20 protein-coding genes are annotated in these 25205 nt (G+C 37.9%); 6 read left to right on the top strand and 14 right to left on the bottom strand.

Annotated features, from left to right (window positions below; genetic code table 11):
* Positions 1–43 precede the first annotated feature (43 nt).
* From NU887_RS12365 to NU887_RS12350, 4 genes are read right to left on the bottom strand one after another with little or no spacing between them, the layout of a single operon-like run.
* Complete coding sequence (locus NU887_RS12365) at positions 44–2698, bottom strand: restriction endonuclease (RefSeq protein ID WP_258423694.1); 2655 nt, start codon at positions 2696–2698, stop codon at positions 44–46.
* Positions 2695–3669: a ParA family protein gene (locus NU887_RS12360; RefSeq protein ID WP_258423693.1), complete on the bottom strand. Its 975-nt coding sequence runs from the start codon at positions 3667–3669 to the stop codon at positions 2695–2697. The genes NU887_RS12365 and NU887_RS12360 overlap by 4 nt, the downstream gene beginning before the upstream one ends.
* Entirely contained in the window at positions 3666–4865 is a 1200-nt protein-coding gene (locus NU887_RS12355) for an RNA-binding domain-containing protein (RefSeq protein ID WP_258423692.1), read from the bottom strand. Before NU887_RS12355 ends, NU887_RS12360 begins: the two co-directional genes overlap by 4 nt.
* Complete coding sequence (locus NU887_RS12350) at positions 4865–6814, bottom strand: site-specific DNA-methyltransferase (RefSeq protein ID WP_258423691.1); 1950 nt, start codon at positions 6812–6814, stop codon at positions 4865–4867. Before NU887_RS12350 ends, NU887_RS12355 begins: the two co-directional genes overlap by 1 nt.
* A gap of 203 nt (positions 6815–7017) precedes the next feature.
* On the opposite strand from NU887_RS12350, the gene NU887_RS12345 reads away from it, so the two are divergent.
* Both NU887_RS12345 and NU887_RS12340 read left to right on the top strand, forming a co-directional pair.
* Positions 7018–8187, top strand: coding sequence for a helix-turn-helix domain-containing protein (locus tag NU887_RS12345; RefSeq protein ID WP_258423690.1), 1170 nt, complete (start codon positions 7018–7020; stop codon positions 8185–8187).
* Between the two features lie 182 nt (positions 8188–8369).
* Positions 8370–9773, top strand: coding sequence for a DUF1254 domain-containing protein (locus NU887_RS12340; protein WP_258423689.1), 1404 nt, complete (start codon positions 8370–8372; stop codon positions 9771–9773).
* Between the two features lie 316 nt (positions 9774–10089).
* Here the strand turns inward: NU887_RS12340 and NU887_RS12335 are convergent, their stop codons facing one another.
* The gene (locus NU887_RS12335) at positions 10090–11319 is read right to left on the bottom strand and encodes a porin (protein WP_258423688.1); all 1230 of its coding nucleotides are present in this window, start codon (positions 11317–11319) and stop codon (positions 10090–10092) included.
* 253 nt (positions 11320–11572) lie between these two features.
* Here NU887_RS12335 and NU887_RS12330 point away from each other — a divergent pair, with 253 nt between their 5' ends.
* Positions 11573–12343, top strand: a complete 771-nt coding sequence (locus NU887_RS12330) for a DUF2490 domain-containing protein (protein ID WP_258423687.1) — start codon at positions 11573–11575, stop codon at positions 12341–12343.
* A 90-nt stretch (positions 12344–12433) separates the two neighbouring features.
* Here NU887_RS12330 and NU887_RS12325 read toward each other — a convergent pair whose 3' ends face one another.
* Positions 12434–13084 carry a hypothetical protein gene (locus tag NU887_RS12325; protein ID WP_258423686.1) on the bottom strand — a complete coding sequence of 217 codons (651 nt, stop codon included), beginning with the start codon at positions 13082–13084 and terminating at the stop codon, positions 12434–12436.
* Between the two features lie 38 nt (positions 13085–13122).
* Positions 13123–13596 carry a copper resistance protein NlpE gene (locus NU887_RS12320; protein WP_258423685.1) on the bottom strand — a complete coding sequence of 158 codons (474 nt, stop codon included), beginning with the start codon at positions 13594–13596 and terminating at the stop codon, positions 13123–13125.
* Positions 13597–13790: 194 nt separating this feature from the next.
* Between NU887_RS12320 and NU887_RS12315 the strand changes: the two genes are divergently transcribed.
* A complete protein-coding gene (locus NU887_RS12315) occupies positions 13791–16352 on the top strand; it encodes a glycogen/starch/alpha-glucan phosphorylase (protein ID WP_258423684.1) in 2562 nt (853 codons plus the stop codon).
* Positions 16353–16443: 91 nt separating this feature from the next.
* Here NU887_RS12315 and NU887_RS12310 read toward each other — a convergent pair whose 3' ends face one another.
* The 3 genes from NU887_RS12310 to NU887_RS12300 all read right to left on the bottom strand — a co-directional run bounded on the left by NU887_RS12310 (position 16444) and on the right by NU887_RS12300 (position 19248).
* Entirely contained in the window at positions 16444–16935 is a 492-nt protein-coding gene (locus tag NU887_RS12310; protein ID WP_258423683.1) for a hypothetical protein, read from the bottom strand.
* 483 nt (positions 16936–17418) lie between these two features.
* On the bottom strand, positions 17419–18027 hold the full coding sequence (locus tag NU887_RS12305; RefSeq protein ID WP_258423682.1) for an HdeD family acid-resistance protein: 609 nt from the start codon (positions 18025–18027) through the stop codon (positions 17419–17421).
* A gap of 216 nt (positions 18028–18243) precedes the next feature.
* Positions 18244–19248, bottom strand: coding sequence for a helix-turn-helix domain-containing protein (locus tag NU887_RS12300; RefSeq protein ID WP_258423681.1), 1005 nt, complete (start codon positions 19246–19248; stop codon positions 18244–18246).
* Between the two features lie 602 nt (positions 19249–19850).
* On the opposite strand from NU887_RS12300, the gene NU887_RS12295 reads away from it, so the two are divergent.
* Positions 19851–20489: a sterol desaturase family protein gene (locus NU887_RS12295; protein WP_258423680.1), complete on the top strand. Its 639-nt coding sequence runs from the start codon at positions 19851–19853 to the stop codon at positions 20487–20489.
* A gap of 59 nt (positions 20490–20548) precedes the next feature.
* Here NU887_RS12295 and NU887_RS12290 read toward each other — a convergent pair whose 3' ends face one another.
* Entirely contained in the window at positions 20549–21106 is a 558-nt protein-coding gene (locus tag NU887_RS12290) for a ferritin (RefSeq protein WP_258423679.1), read from the bottom strand.
* A 318-nt stretch (positions 21107–21424) separates the two neighbouring features.
* On the opposite strand from NU887_RS12290, the gene NU887_RS12285 reads away from it, so the two are divergent.
* Positions 21425–22765: a Gfo/Idh/MocA family protein gene (locus tag NU887_RS12285; protein WP_258423678.1), complete on the top strand. Its 1341-nt coding sequence runs from the start codon at positions 21425–21427 to the stop codon at positions 22763–22765.
* On the opposite strand, the gene NU887_RS12280 is transcribed toward NU887_RS12285, so the two are convergent.
* From NU887_RS12280 to NU887_RS12270, 3 genes are all read right to left on the bottom strand, one after another.
* Positions 22766–23383 carry a hypothetical protein gene (locus NU887_RS12280; protein ID WP_258423677.1) on the bottom strand — a complete coding sequence of 206 codons (618 nt, stop codon included), beginning with the start codon at positions 23381–23383 and terminating at the stop codon, positions 22766–22768.
* Positions 23384–23446: 63 nt separating this feature from the next.
* A complete protein-coding gene (locus tag NU887_RS12275; RefSeq protein WP_258423676.1) occupies positions 23447–24007 on the bottom strand; it encodes a GNAT family N-acetyltransferase in 561 nt (186 codons plus the stop codon).
* A gap of 9 nt (positions 24008–24016) precedes the next feature.
* Positions 24017–25141 (bottom strand): pyridoxal phosphate-dependent aminotransferase, encoded by a 1125-nt coding sequence (locus NU887_RS12270; RefSeq protein WP_258423675.1) that lies wholly within the window; start codon positions 25139–25141, stop codon positions 24017–24019.
* Positions 25142–25205: the final 64 nt, after the last annotated feature.

The following is a 25205-nucleotide window of genomic DNA, read 5'->3' as shown; positions in this document are numbered from 1 at the left end:
CATTGGCTGGGACAGGAAATAAACCTAAATCGGTGAGTATAGATTAGTCAATCAACTGACTGACTTTATTTACGACTTTGTATTCCAGGTTTTCAAACTCATTGAAATGGGCTTTGCCGCATTTGATTTTCATTTGCTCGTCGCCACCTAATTTTGATAAGTCAACATTTGGTGTTCCGGTATCTTTGGTCTCAGCAACGAAATAAATTTTTTTATCATCCTCGAATACCAAAGCCCAATCAGGATTATAATTCCCAATAGGAGTCGGGATTTTGAACCAATTGGGTAATTTGAAATAGAATTTGATCTGATCACTGGTTTCACAGTCCTTTGCAAATTGACTTTCTACACCTGAATCCAAGGGAACAAATTCTTCATAAATTGTTTTTGATGGATCGGAAACTTTGAAGGAAAAACTGTTGAGATACACTTCCAATTCCTGTGCTTCAAATAAAGCCATTTCATATTCTGAACCACCGATTTTCTGATACTTGATTCCCTCAATCATTAAAGAATTCAAAGTTCTGTTTATGGCTTGGGTAGATAAGTCTAAAAACAATTGTGGGTTGATAAGGACATCTTCTATTCTACCTGATTTGCTTAGAATTTCTTCTATAGTTGATCTGGTCAATTCAGTTTTACTTTGGATGTAACCCAAAACATCAGGAATTTTCCAAGTATGACGGTCATAGGTTTCTATTCCTTGACCAACATAATTTGTCCCGATTCCCTCACCAGTCATGGTGATTCCGATTTTTGTAGAGCGTATAGAAGGTGCTTTTACTTCTGGAATATTTTTTACAGCTTTTGATGCCAATACAATCAATTCATCTGTCTTGTAATCAACCCGGTATGTGGTTTTCTTTTTTAACTTTTCCCATATCTCCAGGAATCTTGGATCGGCTTCAAATCCCTTTCTGTATTTGATAGGAGTACGATCTATTGTTCTTTTGATTCTTCCTGTAAACGCAACTCCACAATCTTCCTCAATTTCTTTTTGAAGGGCTTTGGCAAAATCATCATAGGATTCATTTGCGATCACTGTTAGCCGGTTGACATTTGGGTCATAAGTACGTTTTCCTGATTGGTCTACAGCCAATCTTAACCCCCGTCCTATTTCCTGACGCTTTTTTATATCGGATTTTGTTTCGTTTAAGGTACAAATCTGAAAGACATTGGGATTGTCCCATCCTTCACGCAAAGCAGAATGAGAAAAGATAAACCGTAAGGGATTGTCTATTCCCAACAATTTTTCTTTGTCTTTCATGATCAAATTGTAAGTGTCATCATCGGCTTTGGTTTCTCCTGATGTGTCTTTTACTTTGCCTTTGCTGTCCTGCGAAAAATAACCGTTGTGTGTCTCTTCCACAGAAAATCTATCCAATTCCTTGAATGCAGGTTTTGAAATGAATTCTTTGTATATCTCCTCAAACCATTCTGCAAACCTTCCTTTTTTGGGATTACCGGAATCATCATAAGTTCTGTAATTGGCCACTTTATCTATAAAGATCAAGGACAAAACCTTAATCCCTAATTTATTGAGGCGCTTTTCTTTCTTCAGATGTTCTTCGATGGTTTTCCTAATCTGGAATTTCATCACCTCATAAGTCAATCCACCTTGGGTGTCTCCTTTATAAAGTAAATTTCCATTGGAAATAGAAATGCATTGATTTGTAGCGTCAATTTCTTCTATAATATACCCATCTGCATAGATTTCCCGCTCATTGGAAAGCTTATATAAATCATCTCCAACGTTTACTGTTAAGGTCTTTTTCTTTACTCCGCCTTTATCATTGCTGTTTATGGTAATCTTTGCCGATACTTTGGATTTTGTAGCGGTGATGGATTCTACAAAAACAAAAGCATCATTGAATGCATTTTCTTCAATGATAGAATCAACCTCTATTTGCTTGACCAAGCCCAAATCGTATGCCTTTACAGGATTTAAGCTATAAGTCAGGTTGTATTGGTTTTTGTGGGTGGCAGAATAACGGAGCGTGCAAAGAGCATTCAGGTTTTGAATTGCTGCTTTACGTTTTTCGGTTTCCATATTTTGAGGCTCATCCACGATTACAATAGGGTGGGTAGCTTGGATAAATTCAACCGGTTTTTGTCCGTTTAGCTTGTCATTGGGTTTGTTGATAATATTGATGTCTTTGGCAAAGGAATCAATATTTATAACCAAGACTTCAATGTTATTATTTGTTGTAAATCCTCTCAGTGTAGATGGTTTTGTTCCATCATAGACTTGGTAGTTTATGGGAACATTGTCATAGAGTGTTTGAAAATGTTCATGGGTGATTTCCAAGTTTTTCAAAACCCCTTCACGGATAGCAACCGAGGGAACTACGATGACAAATTTTTTGAAACCATTAAGTTTATTCAGTTCATAGATAGTCCTCAGGTAAACATAAGTTTTTCCGGTGCCTGTTTCCATTTCGATGGAGAAGTGCATGCCATCCAACTTTTTAGAAACCGCTATTTCATTGGCGGATTGTATGCCTTGCAGGTTGGCAAGGATTTGTTCATCGGATAAAATCAGGTTATTGCCGAATCCGTTGATCAGGTTCAAAGTGCCTTCTTCCTTTAGGTTAAATTTATTGAGGGAATTTTCTAAAAGTTGGTCTTTAAATAAATCAGTAATTGATTTTATGGCTTCCTGCTGATAAGCAAGGTTAGATTCAAAAGTTAATTTCATGGGCATTTTTCAAGTATTTTTTCAGTCAAAGCTTTGAATTCCTCATAGCTTTTTCGCACAGCATAGACATGGGCTCCGATTGCCCCATCAGCAGGTTTTAAAAGAAAAATTGGTTTGTGAGCCTCCATTGACATAGGAGCTAAACTCCTATAATGTTTCAATAGAGCAATACAATTAGAGTCCAGTTCGACATTTGATATAGTTTCATTGTTTACCCCTAAAACAAATTCTCTAAAAACATTTGGGATTCTATTGGCCCACTTTAAATATGACTTAACAGGTCTACTTTCCTTAGCAGAGTATTGCATGACAATGTATCCCACGGGATTGGTGTTGTTTTCAGGAATTGGTACGGATAGATTTATTGGTCTAAGTTGTTTCCTCTGGTTCCATTGTCTTTTCCAAATATTGAGGGTTGTGCCTAGATTCTTTATTCCTTGCAATGAAAATAAATCAGAAGCTACAGGCATGATTATATAATCAGAACTAATTGTCACAGCTCTGTTTATAGCACCAAGGTTGGGGCCTACATCTATTAAGATAACCTCCGCTTGAAACCGTCGGGTTGCCTCATCTATGATAGTTTTAAAAATACTGGTAATTCGGAAAGAATAAATTTCCTCATTCAAACATTTGAGCCACGCATCGCTGAGATTATCTTCAAATGTAGATAAAGCAAGATTTCCAAGAATTAACCCAAGATTGTCTGTGATATTCTCAATGTGTACCGGAACTGATGGGTCACCATTTACAATTGGATTTATTGCATCTAAAATCGTAACAGGCAAGTTTTCATCATAAACTTTTTCAAGCCTTTCGTCAGTTAAAAACATTGATGTCAAATTTGATTGAGGATCCAGATCAATTGCAATGGTTTTAATTCCCAATTCTGATAACATCCAAGCAACATGATAAACTGTTGTTGTTTTCCCAACGCCTCCTTTATTATTGAAAAATGTAATTGTTCTCATAGCCATTGTTGATTTATAGGAATTGTAACCTTAAACTTTGTAGTTAAAGACAAATCAAAATTTGGTTCTCCATTTCCATTTTGTATTAACTCCTCTTTTGCTCTTTTTACTCCGTAATTAAATCTATTGACATAACCCAATACTTTCATTGCCTCGGCTAATACAACATTCCTATAATCACTGGCATTTGGGAAATTCTGTGGTGTGGCTTCTCCATATAGACCCCCTGAATTTATGATTTCGATTCGGTTTGAAAATTCGTATATATAAATTGGTGCATTGGATTCATAACTTCTGTGCATTAATGCATTCATTACTAGCTCCCTTAGTGCCCAATATGGATAATTTCGGACATTTTCTTCTTGAAATGAATCCTTTCTTATAGGACGTTCCTTGACTACGTTGCCCTTAATAAAATCATCAAGCTGTCCCATTCCAGTTATCATAGCACCAGAAAACTTCTTTTCAAACTCTAAGTCACTTGTCATTTCTTGTCCTGAAAACTTCAGGTATTGAATATATGCGCCGGGTAAATAAAATTCAGGATTTAATCCAAACATCAGTATCCCAGCATTGGTAGGGCACTTTTCTTTTGTGTCGTAAAACCGAAGTGAGGCTAGTTGTTCCTCAATAGATCTACCGTTTTCACTTAAGGTTTCTCTATCTATAGCTGAAGGTAAGTAGTTGATTTTAAATAATTCTAAACTGATATCTTCTAATGTTGAACCTAGTGCAGGTACCAGATCATATGTTTTTGCATAAGATACTCTTCTTTCAATCAGGATTCGTTCTTCTTCTAAACTTGCCTTAGCTTTTCTGGGACCTACTCTAATCCAACATCTACCATCATATCGAACTGGCGGATACAATGAAGGTCTGACCTCAACTACAACAACATCCCCTCCGTCAATTTGAAATACTGTGCTTACAGTTAAAGAAGGCTGAGGTAATACATTTCCGTTGGATTTAATATTGCCAATCTTCTGGAGTTCCTCATCACTGATTTTAATCCCTTTTGCTGAACCATCATCATTTACACCCAATAATATATATCCAGATTTTCGATGATTTGGAAAATCATTTGATAAAGCACAAACTGCCGGTCCAAGTTTATCTTCTCTAAAGGATATGGTTCGCTCAATTCTGTCAGATTCTAAATCGAGCATTAGCATTATTACTTGTTCCTTTGTCATCATTAAATCGTTTTAAATTCAACCCCTGCATCTCTCATTTGCAATACAGCATTTGTTTTCAGTTGATCATTGCCTTTGAAAAGTCTATCCAAAGCAATCACTTTTATTGGTTTTAGTGTCAACACCTCATCCAAAATATCCTGATTTACTTTTTCTAATATCAATATTAATTCATAGTCATTGATTACAAAATAGCCCTCTTTCTCTAAGATAGTGCTGTTCAGGTCTTTTCCGCTTTTTAGTAACAGTTCGTACACCATGTTTTCAATGATAGCAGATTCTGAAACAGGATCAACAAACATTTTGATTTGTTCGGCAAGGGCTTTGACATCATGACCCTCTATCTGCTGCCATTGTTTGAAGTTGCTTTCTTCCAATTTCATCACCTTGAAACCCAAGTCCTGATTTTCTAATTTGGATATTTGGGACTCAAGGTTTGAGATTTTCTCTAACGTTTCATCCGTAGGAAGTTCACCCAATAGTTTTTGAATTTCGGAATATAGCTTTTTAATTTCAGTGTCGATTTCCTCTTTGATTTTTTGGGCGGACCTACGGATTCGTTCTTTGGAGATATCTGCTATGGTTTTATACCCTGCTTTGAAGGCTTCACTTCTTTCATCTGTTAGTTCGGGAAGTTGGACACAGATATATTTTCTGGCTCCACCGTCTTCTTTGTTTAAATCCATTATTGCGTGGGCGGTTGTTCCAGAACCTGAGAAAAAATCTAAATAAATACCGTCTGTTTCCTCAATATCATTTGTTGTAAATGACATTAAGTATTTGATTAAACTTGATGGCTTTGGAAAACCAAATACATTCTCCGAAAATAAATTTTTTATTTCTTTTGAACCCTCTTGATTATATGGGCCAACAAGAATTGAAATCGGTTTCCCTTTTCTAATTTTTCCCTTTTCATCTCGCAAATATTGTTTTACTCGCGGATTATAGGAGTCGCCTGCCTGATTAAATACTACTTCATTATTTTTAATAGCTTTTTCAACTCTTTCTCTTGACCAAATCCATTGTTTCTCAGGCCAAATAACAGTTCCATTGTATTCAATAGGATATCTCAAATTTGGCCTTTCATCTTTGCTGCCGGTGGCTAATGGTTGAGTAACAAAGCCTCCCCGAATTTGGAATTTGTCATCAACTTTATTGTATTTTTTTATCGTTTCCTCATCTAAGGGAGATTCAATGTTTATAAGTTCCTGTTTGCTAAAACATAAAATGTATTCATGGATATTAGAAAATCCTTTTGTTAAGGCCCCTGAATTATATTTGTTTTTCCAGATTATTTCTTCAACGAAATTCTCTTCCCCAAAAATTTCATTCATTAATAGGCGCAGATTATGTACTTCATTGTCATCAATAGAAACAAAAATCACCCCATCTTTCCGCAATAGGTTCTTGGCTAGATAAAGTCTTGGCATCATCATATTGAGCCAATTGCTGTGGTATTGTCCATTTTCCTTGTTATTCTTTTTGAACATACCATCTTTGGTCAGGAAGCCTTCTTCATCTTTGTCTCCTACACGCTTTTCATAGTCGGCTTTACTTTCACTGAACTTGTCCGGATAGACAAAAGAATCATTTCCAGTATTGTAAGGCGGATCTATATAGATCATTTTCACTTTTCCGAAGTAGCTTTTTTGAAGTACTTTGAGCACTTCCAGATTTTCTCCTTCTATAAAAATGTTTTGGGTTTGGTCAAAGTTGATACTCTCGTCTTTGGCAGGAATCAAAGTTTTGGTTGAAGGGGTCTGCAATACTTTAAAGGCATCGCTTTTCCCAGCCCAATTCAATACATAGCGTTCGTTTGAAAAGTTGATATTTTCCCCAAGTGTGGCTTTCAGTTTTTCCCAATCTACCTTACCCTCGCTGAATACCTCCGGCAATATCTCCCGAAGTGCATTGACTTTTTCTTGTTGGGGAGTCAAACTTGTTCCTTCCATATATATTCTATCTTCTAATTCTGACCTAAATATCAAATTTACTTTTTAATGTGGAAATGATTGGTTGTTTTTTTAAGTGAGGATAATCCTCATTCCTATTTTGGATCTTGATTATTTCATCTCATTGACTTTTTAAATTGTTTATATATTCATTAATTGGGGAGTTATTCGTCTGAAAAGTATAAACAGGGAATACAATAATAATGGAAATCAGTTTTGATATTATCACCCTTGTTCATCTTGTTGCGGTAGGCGTTGGGATCGTGTCTGCCGCGGTAATTTTTTATTTCGGAATCAAGACCAATCCCGCCAACTTGCCTTTAGGAATTGCCCAATTGAGTGTCTCCATGGCTATTTGGGTCAGTTTCTCCCTGATCTCCCAATTACTTGTTTATTGGCCTGTTTTTTATAGAACAGGAAATATTTTCGTGATGATTTTCATCGTAATGGCATTTCTTCATGCCGATTTTTATACCCGCAAACGCAAATGGAAATGGTACGACTTATTACATGCGATTCCACTCATTATCTATTTGATTGACTTAGGAGACGTTTTGTGGCTGTCTTCAGCGCAAAAAAAGGAATTGATTCTTCAAGAAATCAATAATTTGGCTGTTTACGGAAAGTTTAATCAAAGCAAATATTTGGGTCCGGGTTTTCATCTGGAATTCAGAACATTTTTATTGAGTGCCTATTGGGTGGCACAGGTGGTGGTTTTTGTCAGGTGGCTTCGAAAAACTGCCTCATTCACTACCGAAAACAAGGTATGGAAAAACTGGATGCTTATATTTTTGGGATGTCAGTTCTTTATGTGGTTTCCCTTCTACCTTAGCCTCATTTGGTTGGATCAATTGACCACTTACCACATTGCCAATTCATTTGCGGTCATTTGGTTGTTGATTTCAAGTATTTCGTTGTTTTTTTTCCCCTCTTTGCTGTATGGAAGAACATTTGACGGAAATTCCAAGGCTTCTAAAGTCATCATCAAAATGCCGATCACAGAAGGGGAAGGGAAGAAAATGGAGGAAATGATGCAAACCATTGAATCTCAAATGGAGGGGAACATGCATTTTCTGAAACCAGGCTACAGCATCCATGATTTCTCGAGAGATATCAATTTGCCTGCCTATCAAATTTCCAAAAGCCTAAACACCTCTAAAGGACTTGGCTTTGTAGACTATGTCAACCAAAAACGAATCCGATACTGTCTATCCAAATTTGAAAAAGGTGAATGGCATCATTTCACTTTGGAAGCTGTCGCGGCTGAGTGCGGATTCAGCAACAGAAATTCTTTTACCAAGGCATTCAAAAAAGTAACCGGAGTCTCTCCCTCGGAATTTAGGTTTGAGTTAGAAAAAATGGCTCGACCCTGATATATTTTTTAAAAAGGATATTTAGAGAAATATACAAGGGATTTTTTTAGTAAAAGGAAGAATTTCCATCACCCTATGTTGATATTTCTTCTTGCATGGTTTTGCTAAAAACATGCAAGGAGTATGTCTGTTCTGCACCCATTTGAATTAAATTTGGAGTAGAATTTATCCAAACAAAGATTATGAAAATCAATTATTTACCCTTTGCAGTCTTGGCTCTGTGGATATTAGTCCAGTGTGCGCCAAAGGAAAAATCAGTCACACCCGAAGAGGCTCGGGCCATTGCCAAAGAGGCATACATCTATGGGTTTCCATTGGTGGATCACTACAGGATTTTCTATTCCTATTTCGTGGACCAAAATGATCCCGAATTCAAAGTGTCGTTCAACCAATTAAAGAACATTCCAAAGGTTTATACCCATGAGGACCGATCGGTCCAAACAGCCAATTCGGATACCCCATATTCTTGGGCGGGACTGGACCTCAGGGGAGAGCCTATTGTGATCATCATTCCCTCTATTGAAGACACCCGCTACTTCTCTGTGCAGTTGATAGATGGATTTACCCACAATTTTGCTTACATAGGCAGCCGGACTACAGGTAATAAAGGTGGCAAATACCTGATTGCGGGGCCGGATTGGAAAGGGGAAGCCCCGGTCGGTTTCGACGAGGTTATCCGATCAGAAACCAATATGGTGATGGCGCTAATCCGCACCCAGCTGTTTGAACCGGATGATATTGATAATGTTATCAAGATCCAGTCTGGTTATGAATTGATGCCATTGTCTGCCTATCAGAAGCAGGCGGCCCCTGCGCAACCCGCTTCCATTACCTGGGTGAAGCCACTCAACAGTGAGGAACAGAAATCCAACCTGATGTATTTTAATTTATTAAACTTCTGGTCACAGTTCTGGGCCATCCATGAGTCTGAAAAAGAGCTTTTCGAACGTTTCGCCAAAATCGGTGTGGTACCCGGCAAGACTTTTGATCCCGAATCATTTACTCCCGAAATCAAGGAAGCTTTGGCGGCTGGAATGCAGGATGCCTGGAAGGAATTTGCGGCCTATAATGAAGCAGAAATAATGACCGGAAAAGTCGGGAGTGCAGAGGCGTTTGGCACCAGGGAGCATTTAAATAACAATTATCTTCTCCGTATGGCCGGGGCAGTATTGGGCATTTATGGCAATTCAAAAGAAGAAGCACTTTACCCCATTTACCAAACAGATTCGGATGGACAGCCTTTGAATGCCTCCACCAACAAGTACACACTAACTATGCAAGAAAATGAAATGCCCCCGGTGAATGCTTTTTGGTCTTATACCATGTATGAATTGCCCTCTAGGCTGATGCTGGAAAACCCGATCAACCGCTATTTGATCAATTCTCCTATGCTGCCGGATCTGAAGCGCAACGCTGACAATAGCATTACCCTGTATATCCAATACGAATCTCCGGGCAAGGAAATGGAATCCAATTGGCTGCCTGCTCCCAATGGTCCGTTCTTTTTCGTGAATCGCCTGTATTGGCCAAAACCGGAAGCCTTCAACGGCACCTGGAAGCCAAAGCCTTTGGTACGGGTACAATAATCTGTTGCCAATATATTCTTGATTCTTAATAAAAAACCTCAGCCTTAAATGGTACTTTCCATTTTGGGTTGAGGTTTTTTGATTTTTAGGGAATGGGATATTTTAAAAAAGTAGGTTTTTTAACTGTGTTCATTTTATAACAAATTCGATTAGACCTAATGCCGAAAAGTAATTCCTATCCATTAATGGATGATCCTGGTAAAGACCTCCCGATAAAAAATTTAAGAAGCGAAATGAAACTTTGTTGATTCTTTTGCTTTTGAAAAGGAATTTTTCTGACAAAACTTTTATGATTTAATTTTCTATTGGGAGATTACTAAATGCCCAATTCAATTTGAATCATGGTATTTAGGCGGTTGGTGAATGTATGTCTTAATTCGGCAATTTCTCCGGGATGCTGCCTGTTGTCAAGTCCGATATAATATTGAAACTTGACGCGGTGCTTGTTCAGGTAGTAGTTGTATCCCAATGCCTTGTTTTGCAATTTGTATTGGTAGGATTCAAAACCCTTTTCGGGGGTTACCATCGAATACCTGGCTACCACCTCGTGTTTGCGTCCGAGCATCCTACTCAGCTGAATATTCAAACCTGTCCCCCTTGGAATCCTATTCATAGCCAAAGCATTGTCGGCAGTATACTCAAAACCACCGGCCTTTCTGTCAAAATATTCAGACATGATGCCCCATCCATTATACTTGAACATCAGGTCTGCAATGAAGGTTTGTAGGTCTACAGCATTGGGCAAAATGCTTCCAAGTTGACCTCCGGCCCGGTTTGTCCCATCGTTAAAGTTATAGGATGTGCCAATTGAAAGTTTGGGCTTTTCTTCAAATTCCAGATCTCCCTGAGAATAATCACCAACATTCTTAAAAACCCCGAACGGCAGATATTCGGCCCTTATTGTGTAGCTAAGCCCGCCGGGAGAAACCAATTGTCCGCGTCCCTCACCGCTTGTTACCGCACCTTTTAAAAATACAGTATGCTTAGGCCCTGAATTGATTGTACTGTAGGCAAAAAATCCAAAATCCCTGTCAATGGTGAAGGTTGAATTGGCAATACTACGGTCAGGTAATTGCAGATTCCCTGATGAAATCACCCGTTCTCTGTTACCCGGCAATTTACTTTGTCCAAATCCAAAGTATAGTTTTTTACTCACATTGTAATATACCATAGCATCTCTGACGATCTGAGACACATTGCCTGAGACAAGGTCCTGATCGCTCCTTGAAAAGGAAAGCTGTATATAGTACCCGATTTTAGAATTGAGAACATATCCGTCGAAGCGCAAGCGGAGTCTTCTCACTACAGCCTCTATGCCCGGTTTATCGATGTTGTCCATGGTACTGAAATACCCAAACCTGTTTTGCATCCTAAACCGAAGATTCAAAAGAAAAACGGAATCCTTTTTGAAACCTATCCCTTCCTGACTTACGGATAAGGGACGCTCATCGGACTCCACTTGGGCCATCACAGATTGTGGGCCTAAGAATAATACCCCTAAAAACAGGAAATAATGGATAAAAAGTATTCTCTTGATTGAATGCATAGTTATAATGTGAGGTCAAATATAGGCACAAGAGAAAGTATATAGTTATTATCAATTGGATTTTATGATGAAAAAGGAGAAAGGAAGGGGATAAATTTATTTGAAAACACCATCCTTTTCCAAATCAATATTTTGATTTCATGCATTTTGGAGATAGATTAATGGTACATAAATTGATTTAATTTTATTGATAAAACTTCAATCCGTGATGGGATTTTCCATAAAAGATTGAGGTTTTGTTTATTTTTGTGTCATGCTTAATTTCAAGAAAGTAATTTTTCTTTTACTGTATTCCTTTTTATCTACTTTTTCTATTGTTTCAGCGCAGCAGCAATTTCAATACAATTATGAAACTTGGTGGGGTGTGATGACTTCCGTGAGGGTATCTGAAAAATGGTCTGTTTGGAATGATGCACATTTTGTGGATGAGACTTTTTTTATTTACCGGACAGGGATGACCTACCACAACAAAAGGGACAATGTTGTCACCACAGCAGGATACAGTTGGCTGCGTCTTACCACACCACTCTCTGAAGGGAGACTGATCCGAACAGAACATAGACCTTGGATGCAAACCATCTTTAGGATACCTTCCACAAAAAAGTTAAGTACTAGTTTTAGGTTCCGTTATGATGCCCGATTTATTCAGAATATTGAATCAGGCATGCCGGGAGACGGTTTTTCGTTTAACCACAGGTGGAGATTCAACAATGCACTTCGGTATAATTGGGGAAATGTCATCAGTGAAAAAACTGTTTTGGCCACAAGTCTATTGAATGAAGCACTTTTTACAACAGGTTCAGGACCCAATGGAGTTAGACATGAGCACCGGACTCATTTGATAATGGGGCTTAATTCAGGTCCAATTACCTATTCCGTAGGATATATTGTCAGGTATATCAATGTCAGCCCTGTCATTGCAAGGTTGAATCACGGTATGGTGTTTTGGCTGACAATTAACCTGAGGGCTATCAAAAAAAGTGAATCTCCATTTGTTGAATTCCCGGGAGATCATGTTGATTGAACCTGACTAAAGCAAATCAGCATATAAATAAAAATCCCGGTTGAAGGGGTTTCGCCACCTTAACCGGGATTTAAATTCACTTTGTGAATTCTATTGTTTCCTGATTACTCCTTCTTCGAGCATTCTTTCCAAAACTACTTGGGCAAATTCGGAGGAGAATTTCTCCATGGATGTCGGGTTAAGGGTCTTGGATTGCGCTGACCAAACCAATAATTCCGACTTGACATCGTAGATATTGATTTCAATAAAGTACCTTCTGTCATTGACAATATGTCCCGGGGTCATCATCATGCCATGGTTCATTCCCCAAAATCCGCCAAAATTTCCATGCATTCCCCATCCCGGACCACCCATCATCATCGGACCGCCCATCATCATGGCACCTGGAATATATCGCTGCTCATCCTGTACATCTATCAAGGTCATGGTCATGATGCCGTCCTGCCCGTTTTGGTTCACGACATTCATCATGGCATTTTTATCCAAGTCTGTACTCATCCAAAAGTTGGGACGGATAGTCGCACTACTCGTAGTTGACCTGATACCAAGTGAGGATAGTTTTGTCCTGACATCATCTTCTATAGTTTGTCTTTTGGTCACATCACCAATTATGGCTGCAACATAAAGGTTATTGTATCCGCCTTGATATTTATCCGGGCTTGTCCATGACCTTGTGATTTTAGTGGCAGGAGAACATGCTGCGGCCAGGATTAGGAAAGCGAAGACTAAGGTTTTTTTCATATTTGAGTAGTTGTTTGTGATAAAGGATTTTATGTTTATTATTGCTTAATTAACTGATATTTTTCTGCTAAATCTCCGGTAATTCTATTCCCTTCCACATCGAGGTGGAAAAGAATGTTTTCTCCTACAAAGTATTGATTGGGAATAGCCTCACCTGTCAAAGTTATTGTGTTTCCGGCTTCATTCCATGTAAAGGTCCCTGATGATTCAATTACATTTTGATTTTCTTTTCCAAGGTAAGTGGATTTCTTTGAGTAGGAATTGCCTGTTCCCAACTCTATTACGATTTCAATCCCCTCACAATCCGCACAGGGAATGATCCCTTTATATGTTCCAAAAAAATCAAGTGAATTACTGGAGTTATGTCCGTCATCTCCAACTGATTCTACAGTCTCAAACATGGCATCATCTACAATCAGATCATCTTGTTTTGTATTATTCTTACATCCCGAAAAACAAATTGTAAGGAGGGAAAGCAAAACAAATAACGCATTTACATGTTTGAAAATCATTTGAATTTGGCTATTTAATGACTTTGCAAGATACAATCAAAATGAGACTGGGACAATTATAGTTTGTTGTTTTATTTCAATTTTGGACAAAAAGGAGCAGATTAGTTTGATTTCTGACCTTGTCTATAATTTTGATTGACTTTTGTTTTGATTAACTTTCGGCCTTCAAAAGCCTTTATCAACTGAAAACATAGATGAAAAAGAATATCAAAAGCACAGAAAAAGAATCCGGTACTGAAAACAAATCAAATACTTCAGGTTCCCATCAATATACCGAAAGGGAAGATTCTCGGACAGGACTGTCTGTTGAGACTTTAAAAAAGGCGATTTCCAATAATCTTTTTTATGTACAAGCCAAATATCCTGAAATCGCAACTAGAAATGATTATTACATGGCTTTGGCATATGCTGTCAGGGACAGGTTGCTTCAGCGTTGGGTAGCTTCAGTGAAGCAGTATATTCAGGGAAAAGAAAGGGTTGTGTCGTATCTTTCTGCAGAATATCTATTGGGACCGCACCTCGCAAATAACCTGATTAATCTTGGAATTTATAAAGAGGTGGAGCAGGCCTGTGAAGAACTTGGCCTCAACTTGGATTGGCTGATTGAAAAGGAAGTTGAGCCAGGACTTGGAAATGGTGGATTGGGAAGGCTTGCAGCTTGTTATATGGATTCATTGGCTACTTTGGAAGTCCCTGCTATTGGATATGGGATCAGATATCAATTTGGTATTTTTGAGCAGGATATTAGAGATGGTTGGCAGGTAGAGGATACCGATAACTGGCTTAGAAGGGGAAATCCTTGGGAAATCGCAAGAAGGGAATTAAGCCATGATGTAAAACTTGGTGGTCACATCCAGCATTACATTGACCGTAGTGGCAAGTTCTGCAGCAATTGGATTCCTGAGCTTGTGGTGAAAGGTGTCGCTTATGATACCCCTATTTTGGGATACAAAGTCAACACAGCAAACACTTTAAGGCTTTGGAAATCTGAAGCGCCTCATTCCTTTGATTTTCAGTCGTTTAATGCAGGTGAGTACAACAATGCGGTAAACCAAAAAATCATCTGTGAAAATATCAGTAAAGTTCTTTATCCCAATGACGAGCAGCGGGAAGGAAAAATCCTGAGATTGCAGCAGCAATACTTTTTTGTGTCATGTTCATTACAGGATATGATCAACATTCACCTAAACCAAGGTGAAAAAATTGAAGACTTTGATAAAAAATTCGCTGTTCAGTTGAATGACACACATCCGGCAATCGGAGTTGTGGAACTGATGCGCCTATTGATGGATGAGCATTTGTTGGATTGGGATACCTCTTGGAATATTACCACCAAGACTTTTGCCTATACAAACCACACCTTGCTTCCTGAAGCATTGGAAACTTGGGATTTGGAATTGTTTGGTTCTGTATTGCCACGACATCTTGAGCTGATCTATGAAATCAATAGAAGGTTCTTGGATTTTGTCACGGTGAGATTTTTTGGAGACAATCAAAAAATAAGTAACCTTTCCCTAATTGGGGAGGGAAAAAGAAAACATGTCAGGATGGCAAATCTTGCTTGCCTTGGAAGCCATGCTATCAATGGTGTGGCAGCCTTGCATTCTGATTTATTGAAGAAAACAGTATTGCATGATTGGTATGAACTTTCACCCGAAAAATTCAGCAATAAAACCAATGGGGTTACACCGAGAAGATGGATAGTATTAAGCAATCCAAATTTGACAAAACTTATTTCCGAAAAAATCGGTGAAGGATGGATCAAAGATTTGGAAGAATTGAGAGGATTGGAAAAATATGCCGATGATCCAGAATTCCAACAAGCTTGGATGAAAGTCAAATTGGATCAGAAAAAAGCCCTTGCAAAGAAAATTCAGAAAAGGTTAGGGGTTAAAGTTGATCCCGAGTCTATGTTTGATATACAGGTCAAACGTATCCATGAATACAAAAGACAGCATCTGAATGTACTCCATGTGATAGCCTTATACAACCGGATCAAGAAAAATCCGGACCTGGAAATAGTGCCGCGCACTTTTATTTTTGCCGGAAAATCAGCACCTGGATATCGCAAAGCCAAATTGATCATCAAATTAATCAACTCGGTTGGGGAAGTTGTGAATAACGATCCGGATGTAAGAGGAAGGCTTAAAGTGGTTTTTTATCCAAACTACAATGTCACCAACGCACAAAAGATTTATCCGGCTGCGGATCTTTCTGAGCAGATTTCTACGGCAGGAAAGGAAGCATCAGGAACCGGAAATATGAAGCTTTCACTGAATGGTGCATTGACTATCGGAACATTGGACGGGGCAAATGTGGAAATCAGAGAATGTGTAGGGGAGGAGAACTTCTTTCTTTTTGGATTGACTGCAGATGAAGTGGCTCAAACCAAAGCAGCCGGGTATAAGTCAAAAGAATATTATGAATCCAATGCAGTTTTAAAAGAAGCCATCGATCAAATTAATTCAGGTTATTTTTCTCATTTGGATGTGAATACTTTCAAGGAATTGACTGATTCTTTGATGTATGATGATCAGTATTTATTATTTGCTGATTTTCAATCTTACATTGAAGCACAGGAAAAAGCAGCAGAAGCATTCAAGCATAAAGAAATGTGGGCAAAAATGTCCATTTTGAATACAGCAAGAATGGGAAAATTTTCCAGTGACAGGAGTATCAAAGAATATTGTGACGAGATTTGGAAGGTCAAATCGGTTCCGGTGGAAATTGATTCAATCAAAATCATAGAAAAATAAGATAGGGGAGGGGATTTCATCCCTCCCCATTTTTTTGCAAACCGTTTTAAGGTTTTGATTCAATCCTGCTTTTTTCTGATCAAATTGAATGTCAAAAAATCTCCTTTATTCTGTATTGGGTAACTTTGAAAGAGAAGGATTCTCCTTGTTTTTTGCCTTTCATGACTTGGTATATTGGGCTTTCGGTTGATAATCCAAAAACTGAATAACCATTGACTTTCATTCTTTCGATACTTGTTGATACAAAGAAAATGTCCTTGTCTGTCACCACAACGCTCCCCAATTTTACTGTGTCATTGATATCTTCAATAGTAGGAAGCATGTTTTGAAGAATTTCCATTTCTCTGTTGGCAAAGCTGACTTGGTCTCCCACAGCATTTGCCCTATGAATCTGCTCTGAATTGAAACCTTGTTGGGAAAGGTCAGGTTCTGCTTGATTTGCTTCGTTTTCGCTGCCTATCATTTCCCTAATGCTGTTTTGGAAATCATCAATCACAGATTGATGCTTGTTTATAGCCGCTTCCAATAAAGCCTTTTTGAAGGCGGTATGTTTGATATTTAATACGCTGGTTTCCTTATTCATATTTAGGTAGTTGAGTTCTGATTTATATTGTGATTTTTGATTATATCAATTTAAAAATAGATCACCTTTGATTTCATGACTTTTGTTTGGCTCATCTATGATTATCATTCTTGATTTGGGCTGGTTGATTCAATTGGAAAAATTCTAAGCCAACCAACAAAAAACATAGCCGAGGAAAAATCAAATAGAATTGCCTTTTTTTTAGCAGAAAACTATTTTCAATATAGAGGGCAAAGACCATACCCAAAAATAGTGCACTGTATGAAGCACGTATTGCATATCGAAGGATACAAGCCAATCTTCTCTCTTTGGCCCTTCTAGGTGCGGGAAAAGAGGTTAAAAAATATATGTCAGACCTGGCAAGAAAAAACCCTTTAGCCAAAGTTACTTGTTTCCTATGTAAGATTTCGATCTTTAGACACCTTACATTTAAGGCACCGAAGACCTTGCTCTTTCAAAGAAAATGCTTGAAAATGCCGATATTTAGGAAATTTTATTTTTTAAGTTATGTAAAAGCTCTTTGGCGTCTGCTCCTTTTTCTTTGATTTTCTTAAGCGCAAATGCCAATGTAATATTGAATAAGCCAAGGGAGAAAAATGCCAAAGCAGTAAAAAAAACGATGGTTAATCCTCCTAATGTTGGATTGAATAAAATCATCAATGAAAATATGATGGATAGGGAACCGCTTGCCAACAACCATCCCCAACCTTCAGAACCATACTTTTTCATATCAAAAGCAAAACCGAAAGTGGCAAAGCCCTTGAACATGAAATAAAATGCAATGATGAACGGTAGTACGGCCATGGTGATTGCCGGGTTAAAAAATAGGATTGCCCCTACTACAAAATCAAACATAGCCCCGGCAAAATGCCATCCCCAATCGTCGATTTCATTCCTATTATTGATGGAAAATATCAATTGAAATATCCCTGAAACAAACATAAAAGAAGCAAAAATGATAGCAAGACTCATGTAGCTTTTGACAGGAGTGGAAATGGTCCAAGCTCCGACTAGGATGAATAAAATACCAACCAACAGTGGAAGCCACCAGTTTTTGATCATAAATCTGCTTTTTTTAAGTACTGATTCCATTTTCTTTTTGTTTAGATTTTTTGTTTTTTAAAAATATTGAATCCAAAATGTAAGAAAATTTGAGTTCAGTTTAAGGTTGATCACATCAAAAGATTGTTAAAAAAATGCCTAATTAATTTAACCAAGAAATTCTTTGGAAAGAGGAAGGTTATCCCTTCCTTTTTACGAAAGGCCCAAAATTAAAATATTGGGATAAATGAATTAATATCCTCCAACTCATTCCTCAATTGCTGCCAATTTGATTTCAATTTTTTTCCTCAGTTTATTAAAAAATCTGATCCTTTCTTTTTCACCCACAGTACTGACCATGGTTGATTTTTTGATCAGGTTATGGAGATTGTAAAACATGGCTTCATTGAATTTGGGATCCATAGAACCAATAAAGTACATCACACTATGGTTGAGGTAAGTAATCTGTACATTGTCTAACTCAGCAATGATGGTATTGTCACCGATGACAAAGTCATTGACATACATGGTATAAGGCGCACTCTCAGCTGTGGGTTCTTTTCCCATTGGAAATTTCAATCCGAATTCCGCCATTTTTTCGAGGTGGTTGACAACATCCAATAATTGCTCAAACAAGATTTTCAATTCTTTCTGGGAAGGAATCAAACCCATATCATTGTACAATTCAATCTGCCGAATGGTGACATTGATGCCTTCTTCATTCCAAATCTCCGTTGTCGGAATCTGATTGAACAAATTGATCATTTTGGTACTCGTGTCTTTGAGCTTATAATAGAGTAGGTTATTGAAAGAGAATTTCTCATTCTTCAGACTTTCATTATGGAGGATGGATTTCATCCAGAAAAAGAATTTAAACGAGGCCAATTCAGGAAAATATAAGTGGTAGAAGGGAGGCAGGTCTTTTACCAGGTAATACATGTGTTTCTTTTTTTGGATATGAAACATTTGTATTTGCTTCAGGACGTCCTCAAACCAATCGTCAAAACTGTCTTTGGTAAATGAATTCAGTTTGCCGTGGAAGACTATGGCATTGGTCTGAAGATTAAAAACCTGATCAAGGGAAATATTAAAATGTTGGCTGATTTTTTTGATTTCTTCCAGGTCAATAAACTTTTCACCGCGGATCCTTCGGTAGGCAGAATCATTGCTGATTTCCAATAAGTCCGAGACTTCATCTACAAGGGATTTGTAAGGAGGGAGAAGGTTTCTTACATGATGGAAAAACTGAACCTGAATTTCTGAATTGCCCATAACAATATTAAAAGTGGTGAATTGATTGTTTTCTTATAAAATATCTCTTTGATTGGAATTAAATTAATCAGAATAATATTTTGTTGTGGCTGAGGAAATAATAGGTTATTGACTAATTTAAAGAAGTACACAGAATATTCCTAAAGAAAAAAGTGTAATTATAGAAGTAAAAATGATTGTAAAAAATAAGTATGATTATTATAAGAAAAATTTATGCATTATCGGATCGGATTAGGATCAATAGATTTATTCAAATTTGATTTTATGGATCAAGCTTTTGATTTTTTTAAATTTTTTTTAGTCAGGTATGAAGTTTAATTTTTGATTTTTATTCAAAATCCCAATTTGAATAAAACTTTTGTGTGAAATATCCAAAGTCAGCCCGAACTGACGTGGTTTTTTCAATTTTTAATAAAGTGGGCTTTTCCTTCCAGTGGTTTTCTGAATAATTACAAATCAGGCCATCGGCACGTTTTTTTTCAATTCGCCAATGGTAGAAGTCTCAGGTAATTTGGTGGCATGATAAGAAAAAACAGTTTGTCAGGTACTTATTTGACAAGCCGCCATTCTTGAATTTTTCATTCACATAAATGCAAAAAAAGATGGAAACTCAAAAAATCTCCTCAGAAAAAAGAAAAGAACTTCAAGCAGCCATCAGTTGCATCATGGTATTCGCTATCATCGCCACTGTATTGGTTTTGGGAGCAGGATTGACCACCTCGTCCACATTCAAGTTTTTGTTTCTATTGGTCACGGGTTGGCTCGGATGGACTTTTACCGAGTATTTTCTCCATAGGTTTTGGATGCACAACCACTTCAGGAATGTCAATAGTAAGATCTACGACATGCACATGAACCACCACAAGCATCCTCAGGAAATAAAAATTGACGGAACCCAAAGATCCATCTTATTTGTGGGTGGGATTTGGATATTTTACTTTGCCTTGATTTGGAACAATTATTTTACTTTGTTTCTAGGCTTTTATGTTGGCCTAACATTATACAGCCTAATGCACATCATGCTACACAAAAAGTGGGGACGCTATATTTTTCCCAAAGTCCAAAAGGCCCACATTCACCACCATGGAAAATATCCTGACAAAGGATTTTCATTCAGTACAATTATCTGGGATTGGATGTTTCACACCTTACCTCCAAAAGAGGAAGTTATTTCGGAAAGAATGTTAGGATTTTATTTCAAACCTGACAAAGAAATGAAAGAATCAAAAAGCAGAAATTGAAATTCTAAATTAAAAAGAAAGGGAAAAGTGCAGGTGGCGCTTTTCCCTTTTTGATATTGTTATTGTGCTTTTGAAGCAGATGCCGCAGCAGCTTTTCCGTGAAGTTTACCGAGTTCTTGATCGATGGTCCAAAGGCCAATTCCCTCCTCGCCGATGATGTCAAACAATTCCAAAGCTCTTCGGGCCAAAGTCTCTTCTTCCCTTTGTTCGGTAACATACCATTGCATAAAGCTGAAAGTAGCAAAATCCTTGATCCCAAAGGCGTGGTCTACAATAGAATTGATCGATTTGGTCACTTTGATTTCATGCTCAAGAATAAGTTCAAACACCTCTCGCAAAGAATTGAAATGGTGTCTGATTCCGGTAATTTCAGGTTGGATGGCGTGTCCACCGGCCTCGTTTACATAATGAAAGATTTTCATCATGTGCATTCTCTCCTCATCAGCATGGACATAGAGGTATTGGGATGCGTTTTCATATCCCATCATGTGGCACCAAGAAGCCATTGAAAGATAATAGGCAGAAGATTTTCCTTCCATTTCTATCTGCTGGTTCAACAATTTTTCTGTATCAAGTAACAAAGAACGCTGTAGCGTTACGATTTCTTTTGCTTTCATAATGATTTCATTTTATACAAACTTAACTGATTTGGAAAGATATGGTTCTTGAAATGGGATATTTTCAGAAATTTAGATTTGGTATAAGTAAAAATCTAAATACCGATTTCAATTATCCAAAGATACTTTTGAACTGATTCCTTTAGCGTAGGAAATTGACCATCACAAAGCAAATTTATACACATTTATACCATCGGCTTTTTGGTCTATGGCATATGTTCTATATTTCATTTGATATGTTTAAATTCCAAAGGGAATTCGACTTAATAAATTGAATGTCAATCCATCTACCCACAAATAAATAACCAAAAGAAAAACATGAATTCAAGAAGAAAATTCATCCAAAACGGCATCTTGCTATCAGCAGGCTTAAGTATGCCGGGAATGATCCATGCTGATTCTCTGTCAGCCCTTACCAAAAAAATTGCTCCTTCTGACCAATTGAATTTTGCAGTAATCGGATGTAAAGGTATGGGATGGTCTAACATGAACGCCCATCTCAAAATGCCGAACGTCAATTGTGTGGCCATTGCAGACATAGACCAAAGTGTGCTTGACCAAAGGTCAGAGGATGTCAACAAACAGAGAGGCAAAAAACCTCAGGTATACAAGGACTACCGCAAAATGCTTGAAAATAAGGATATTGATGCGGTGATCATCGGTACGCCTGACCATTGGCATTGCTTAACGATGGTGGACAGTCTTTCAGCAGGAAAACATGTTTACGTCGAAAAGCCAATTGCAAATACCATAGAAGAATGTAACCTGATGGTTAAAGCCAAGCAACGTTATGGAAAAATGGTTCAGGTTGGGCAATGGCAAAGAAGCGGTTCCCAATATGCGGAAGCTATTGCTTATGTGAAGTCAGGAAAATTGGGTCAGATCAGATTGGTAAAGACATGGGCTTATCAGGGTTGGATGAAGCCTGTTCCGGTTAAGCCAAATGGACCTGTTCCTCAGGGAGTAGATTATGATATGTGGTTAGGTCCGGCACCGAAGCGTCCATTTAATGAAAATAGATTCCATTTCAATTTCAGGTGGTTCTGGGATTATGCAGGTGGCCTGATGACGGATTGGGGAGTTCATGAAATTGACATTGCCCTTTTTGCAATGGGAGTCACTGCCCCAAAATCAGTAATGGCATCTGGCGGCAAGTTTGCCTATCCGGATGATGCTTCCGAAACCCCTGATACCTTACAGACTGTCTATGAATACGATGGATTCAATATGCTGTGGGAACATGCCACTGGTATAGATGGAGGTAACTACGGAACTACAGAAGGCATTGCTTTTATTGGCAATAATGCAACTTTGGTAGTCAATAGGGGAGGATGGAAAGTAATTCCTGAAACTGAAAACAAGGATGGAAAAAGGGTCAATAAAATTGAAGAAATCCAATTGATAAAACCAAACGGAAATGCACTTGAAATCCATGCCAAAGGTTTTGTAAGTTCAATAATTGAAAACGATGCCTCTAAATTGACCTGTGGAATTGAGACAGGAAGTATTGCTGCTATCAATGCCCAAATGGGAAATATTGCGTACAAAACAGGCAAGAAAGTGTATTGGGATGCTAACAAAGGACAATTTACCGATCCTGAAGCGAATGCCTTGATGAAAGCCAATTACCACAACGGCTGGAAATTGCCGACTGTATAATCAAGGATTAAAAGAAGAAAGATTGAGGGGGAGGTTATTGGTTCCAGTAGCCTTCACCCCATCTTTAGTAACCCAATCATGGGTTATTTTTAACATGTTTTTTTCCATATCAAATTGAATGGTGATTTTCCCATCTTGGGCATCCGATAGGCTTTGAAAAGCCAATTCATCAGGAAAATAGTTTTGGCTGATTAAAGGTCCAAATGCAAAATTTTTACCTTCTAAAGCTGGGATAATTTTTGGATCCGAAATTCCCGAGGACGGAAAAACAGCATATTCGCCACTTTGAAGAGGAAAGTCAGGTAATGTTTTCCCATTGGAAACAGAATAAATCCCTATTGACATAATTGTTGAATTGGGAATATATGGAATTGAAAAATTGACATCTGTTGATAAATCAAGTTTTGCCCAAACATGGGAACCTTCTCCAGAGAAATTTACCGGGCCGGTGATGGTTAGTTTGGCTGATTTAAATTCAATCCGATTCTCCCCTAGGTCAAAGTTGCTGAATGCTGCAAATGGATCTTCTCCGGTATCTGTAATAGTGCATGCAGAAAACCCTACTAAAATTGCTAAGAAAATAAGAGTTCTGGAGGCCAAAAATTTATATAAATTCATAGTAAAGTGAGATAATTTTATTTTTCCAAAAGCAAAAATCAGACCTTTATTTAAAAATAACAATTACCAATCATTTTCTCTTTTGACATATTCCCATTCTTGTTTCAAAATGCTGTAATAAATCGTATCTCGGCGTCTATCACTAGTCATCAATGTATGGCTCCTAAGTACCCCTTCTTCAATAGCACCAATATTCTTAAGCGCTTTTCTGGCCTGAACATTCAATACATCTGTTTTGAATTCGACACGTTCTAAACCGATTTTCTCAAAACAATATGTTAAAAGGAGCTTTTTCACAACAGAATTCAAACCGGTTCCATGATAACTTACCCCAAGCCAAGTCCATCCGATTTCCATCCGGCTATCTCTTTCCGAGATATTTCCAAGGGCAGTAGACCCAATAAGGTTTCCAGATTTTTTTTCGATGATAGCAAATTGAAGACGTTGTTTTTCAAATGCAGGCCTTGCCCATTCTGATAACCCATCCATAGTTGAAAGGTCATGTGTAAAAAACCGCCACATTTCGGGATTGGAAGATAAAACCAGCAAAGGAGGCAAGTCTGCCTCCTCCAATGGCCTTAATAATACAGACCCATTTTCAAGTCTTAAGTTAAAGTCGATCATCTGTTATCCTTAACCCAAAGTTTCTTTCAATACCTTGTTGAAATATGCCACCTCTTCAAGAGTTCCGGTACTTACTCTACACCAATCATTCAATGGCGGAAATGGTCTTCCCACTATGACACCTTTGGAAAGCATCGTTTTGGCCAGCTCTTTTGCATCTTGATTTGCATGAAAGAAAACAAAATTTGCTTGGGAGGGGAGATATGGCAATTTCAATTCGTCCAAGGTTGTTTCTATCATTTTTCTTGCTTCAAGATTTTTTTGAAGACTGAATTGATAGAATTCTGTTTCTTCCAAAGCAGTTTTTCCTGCCTCAATTGCCATGATGTTTGTATTTGCAACCACTCGTTCGGAGAGCTTTTTGGCAATATCAGGCCTTGCAACCAAATACCCAAGTCTGATTCCTGCTAGTCCATATACTTTAGATAGGGTTTTGGATACAATTATATTCTTTCCTTCCTTCACCAGCTTCACCATAGATGGATAATTTGGATCCTCAATATAATCACAATAAGCTTCATCACTGAATACCATTGTTTTTTTGCTTACAGTTTCACAAAAATCCAAAACCTCGTTTGCAGGCAGCAATTTTCCTGTTGGATTGTTTGGGTTACATAAGAATACCAGCTTGGTCTTGGGTGAAACCCTCTTTTCAATTTCTTTGAGGTCATAATTCAAGTCCTTGTCAAGTGGAACCCAATTGATTTCTGCACCCCAGGTTTCAGCATAAGTCATCAATGACAAAAATGTAGGCAATCCAGAAATTACCTCATCGCCTTTGCCTGCATAGGTAATGCCTGTGATTTTAAGTCCTTCGGTAGAACCTGCCACCAACACAATATGGTCAGGAGTCACTCCTTCTTTTTTTGCAATCATTTCTACAAGAGGAGCATTATATGACCAAGGGTATCTGCAGCTGACATCGAAAGCATCAATCATGGCTTTCCTCACTTTTTGGGAAGGTCCATATGGGTTTTCATTCGATCCCAACCTGATGGGGTTGTCCAATGGCCGTGGGTTGAATTTGCGGATTTCTTCTGCAGAAAGTGTACTGAATGCTCCTGTGCCTGTAAGCAATGCAGCACCACTAGCCAATGACGCACTTCTTAACCAATCTCTTCTTGAAAATTTCATATAATTCCAATTTGTACCAAAATGTAATAATATCAGTTTTTTATTCCTAATCCATATTGCCAAG

The organism is Aquiflexum gelatinilyticum, from assembly GCF_024741135.1.
GTDB classification, from domain to species: Bacteria; Bacteroidota; Bacteroidia; order Cytophagales; family Cyclobacteriaceae; genus Cognataquiflexum; species Cognataquiflexum gelatinilyticum.
The sequence above is the reverse complement of the archived record's forward strand: the minus strand, read 5'-3'. Positions and strand labels throughout refer to the sequence as shown.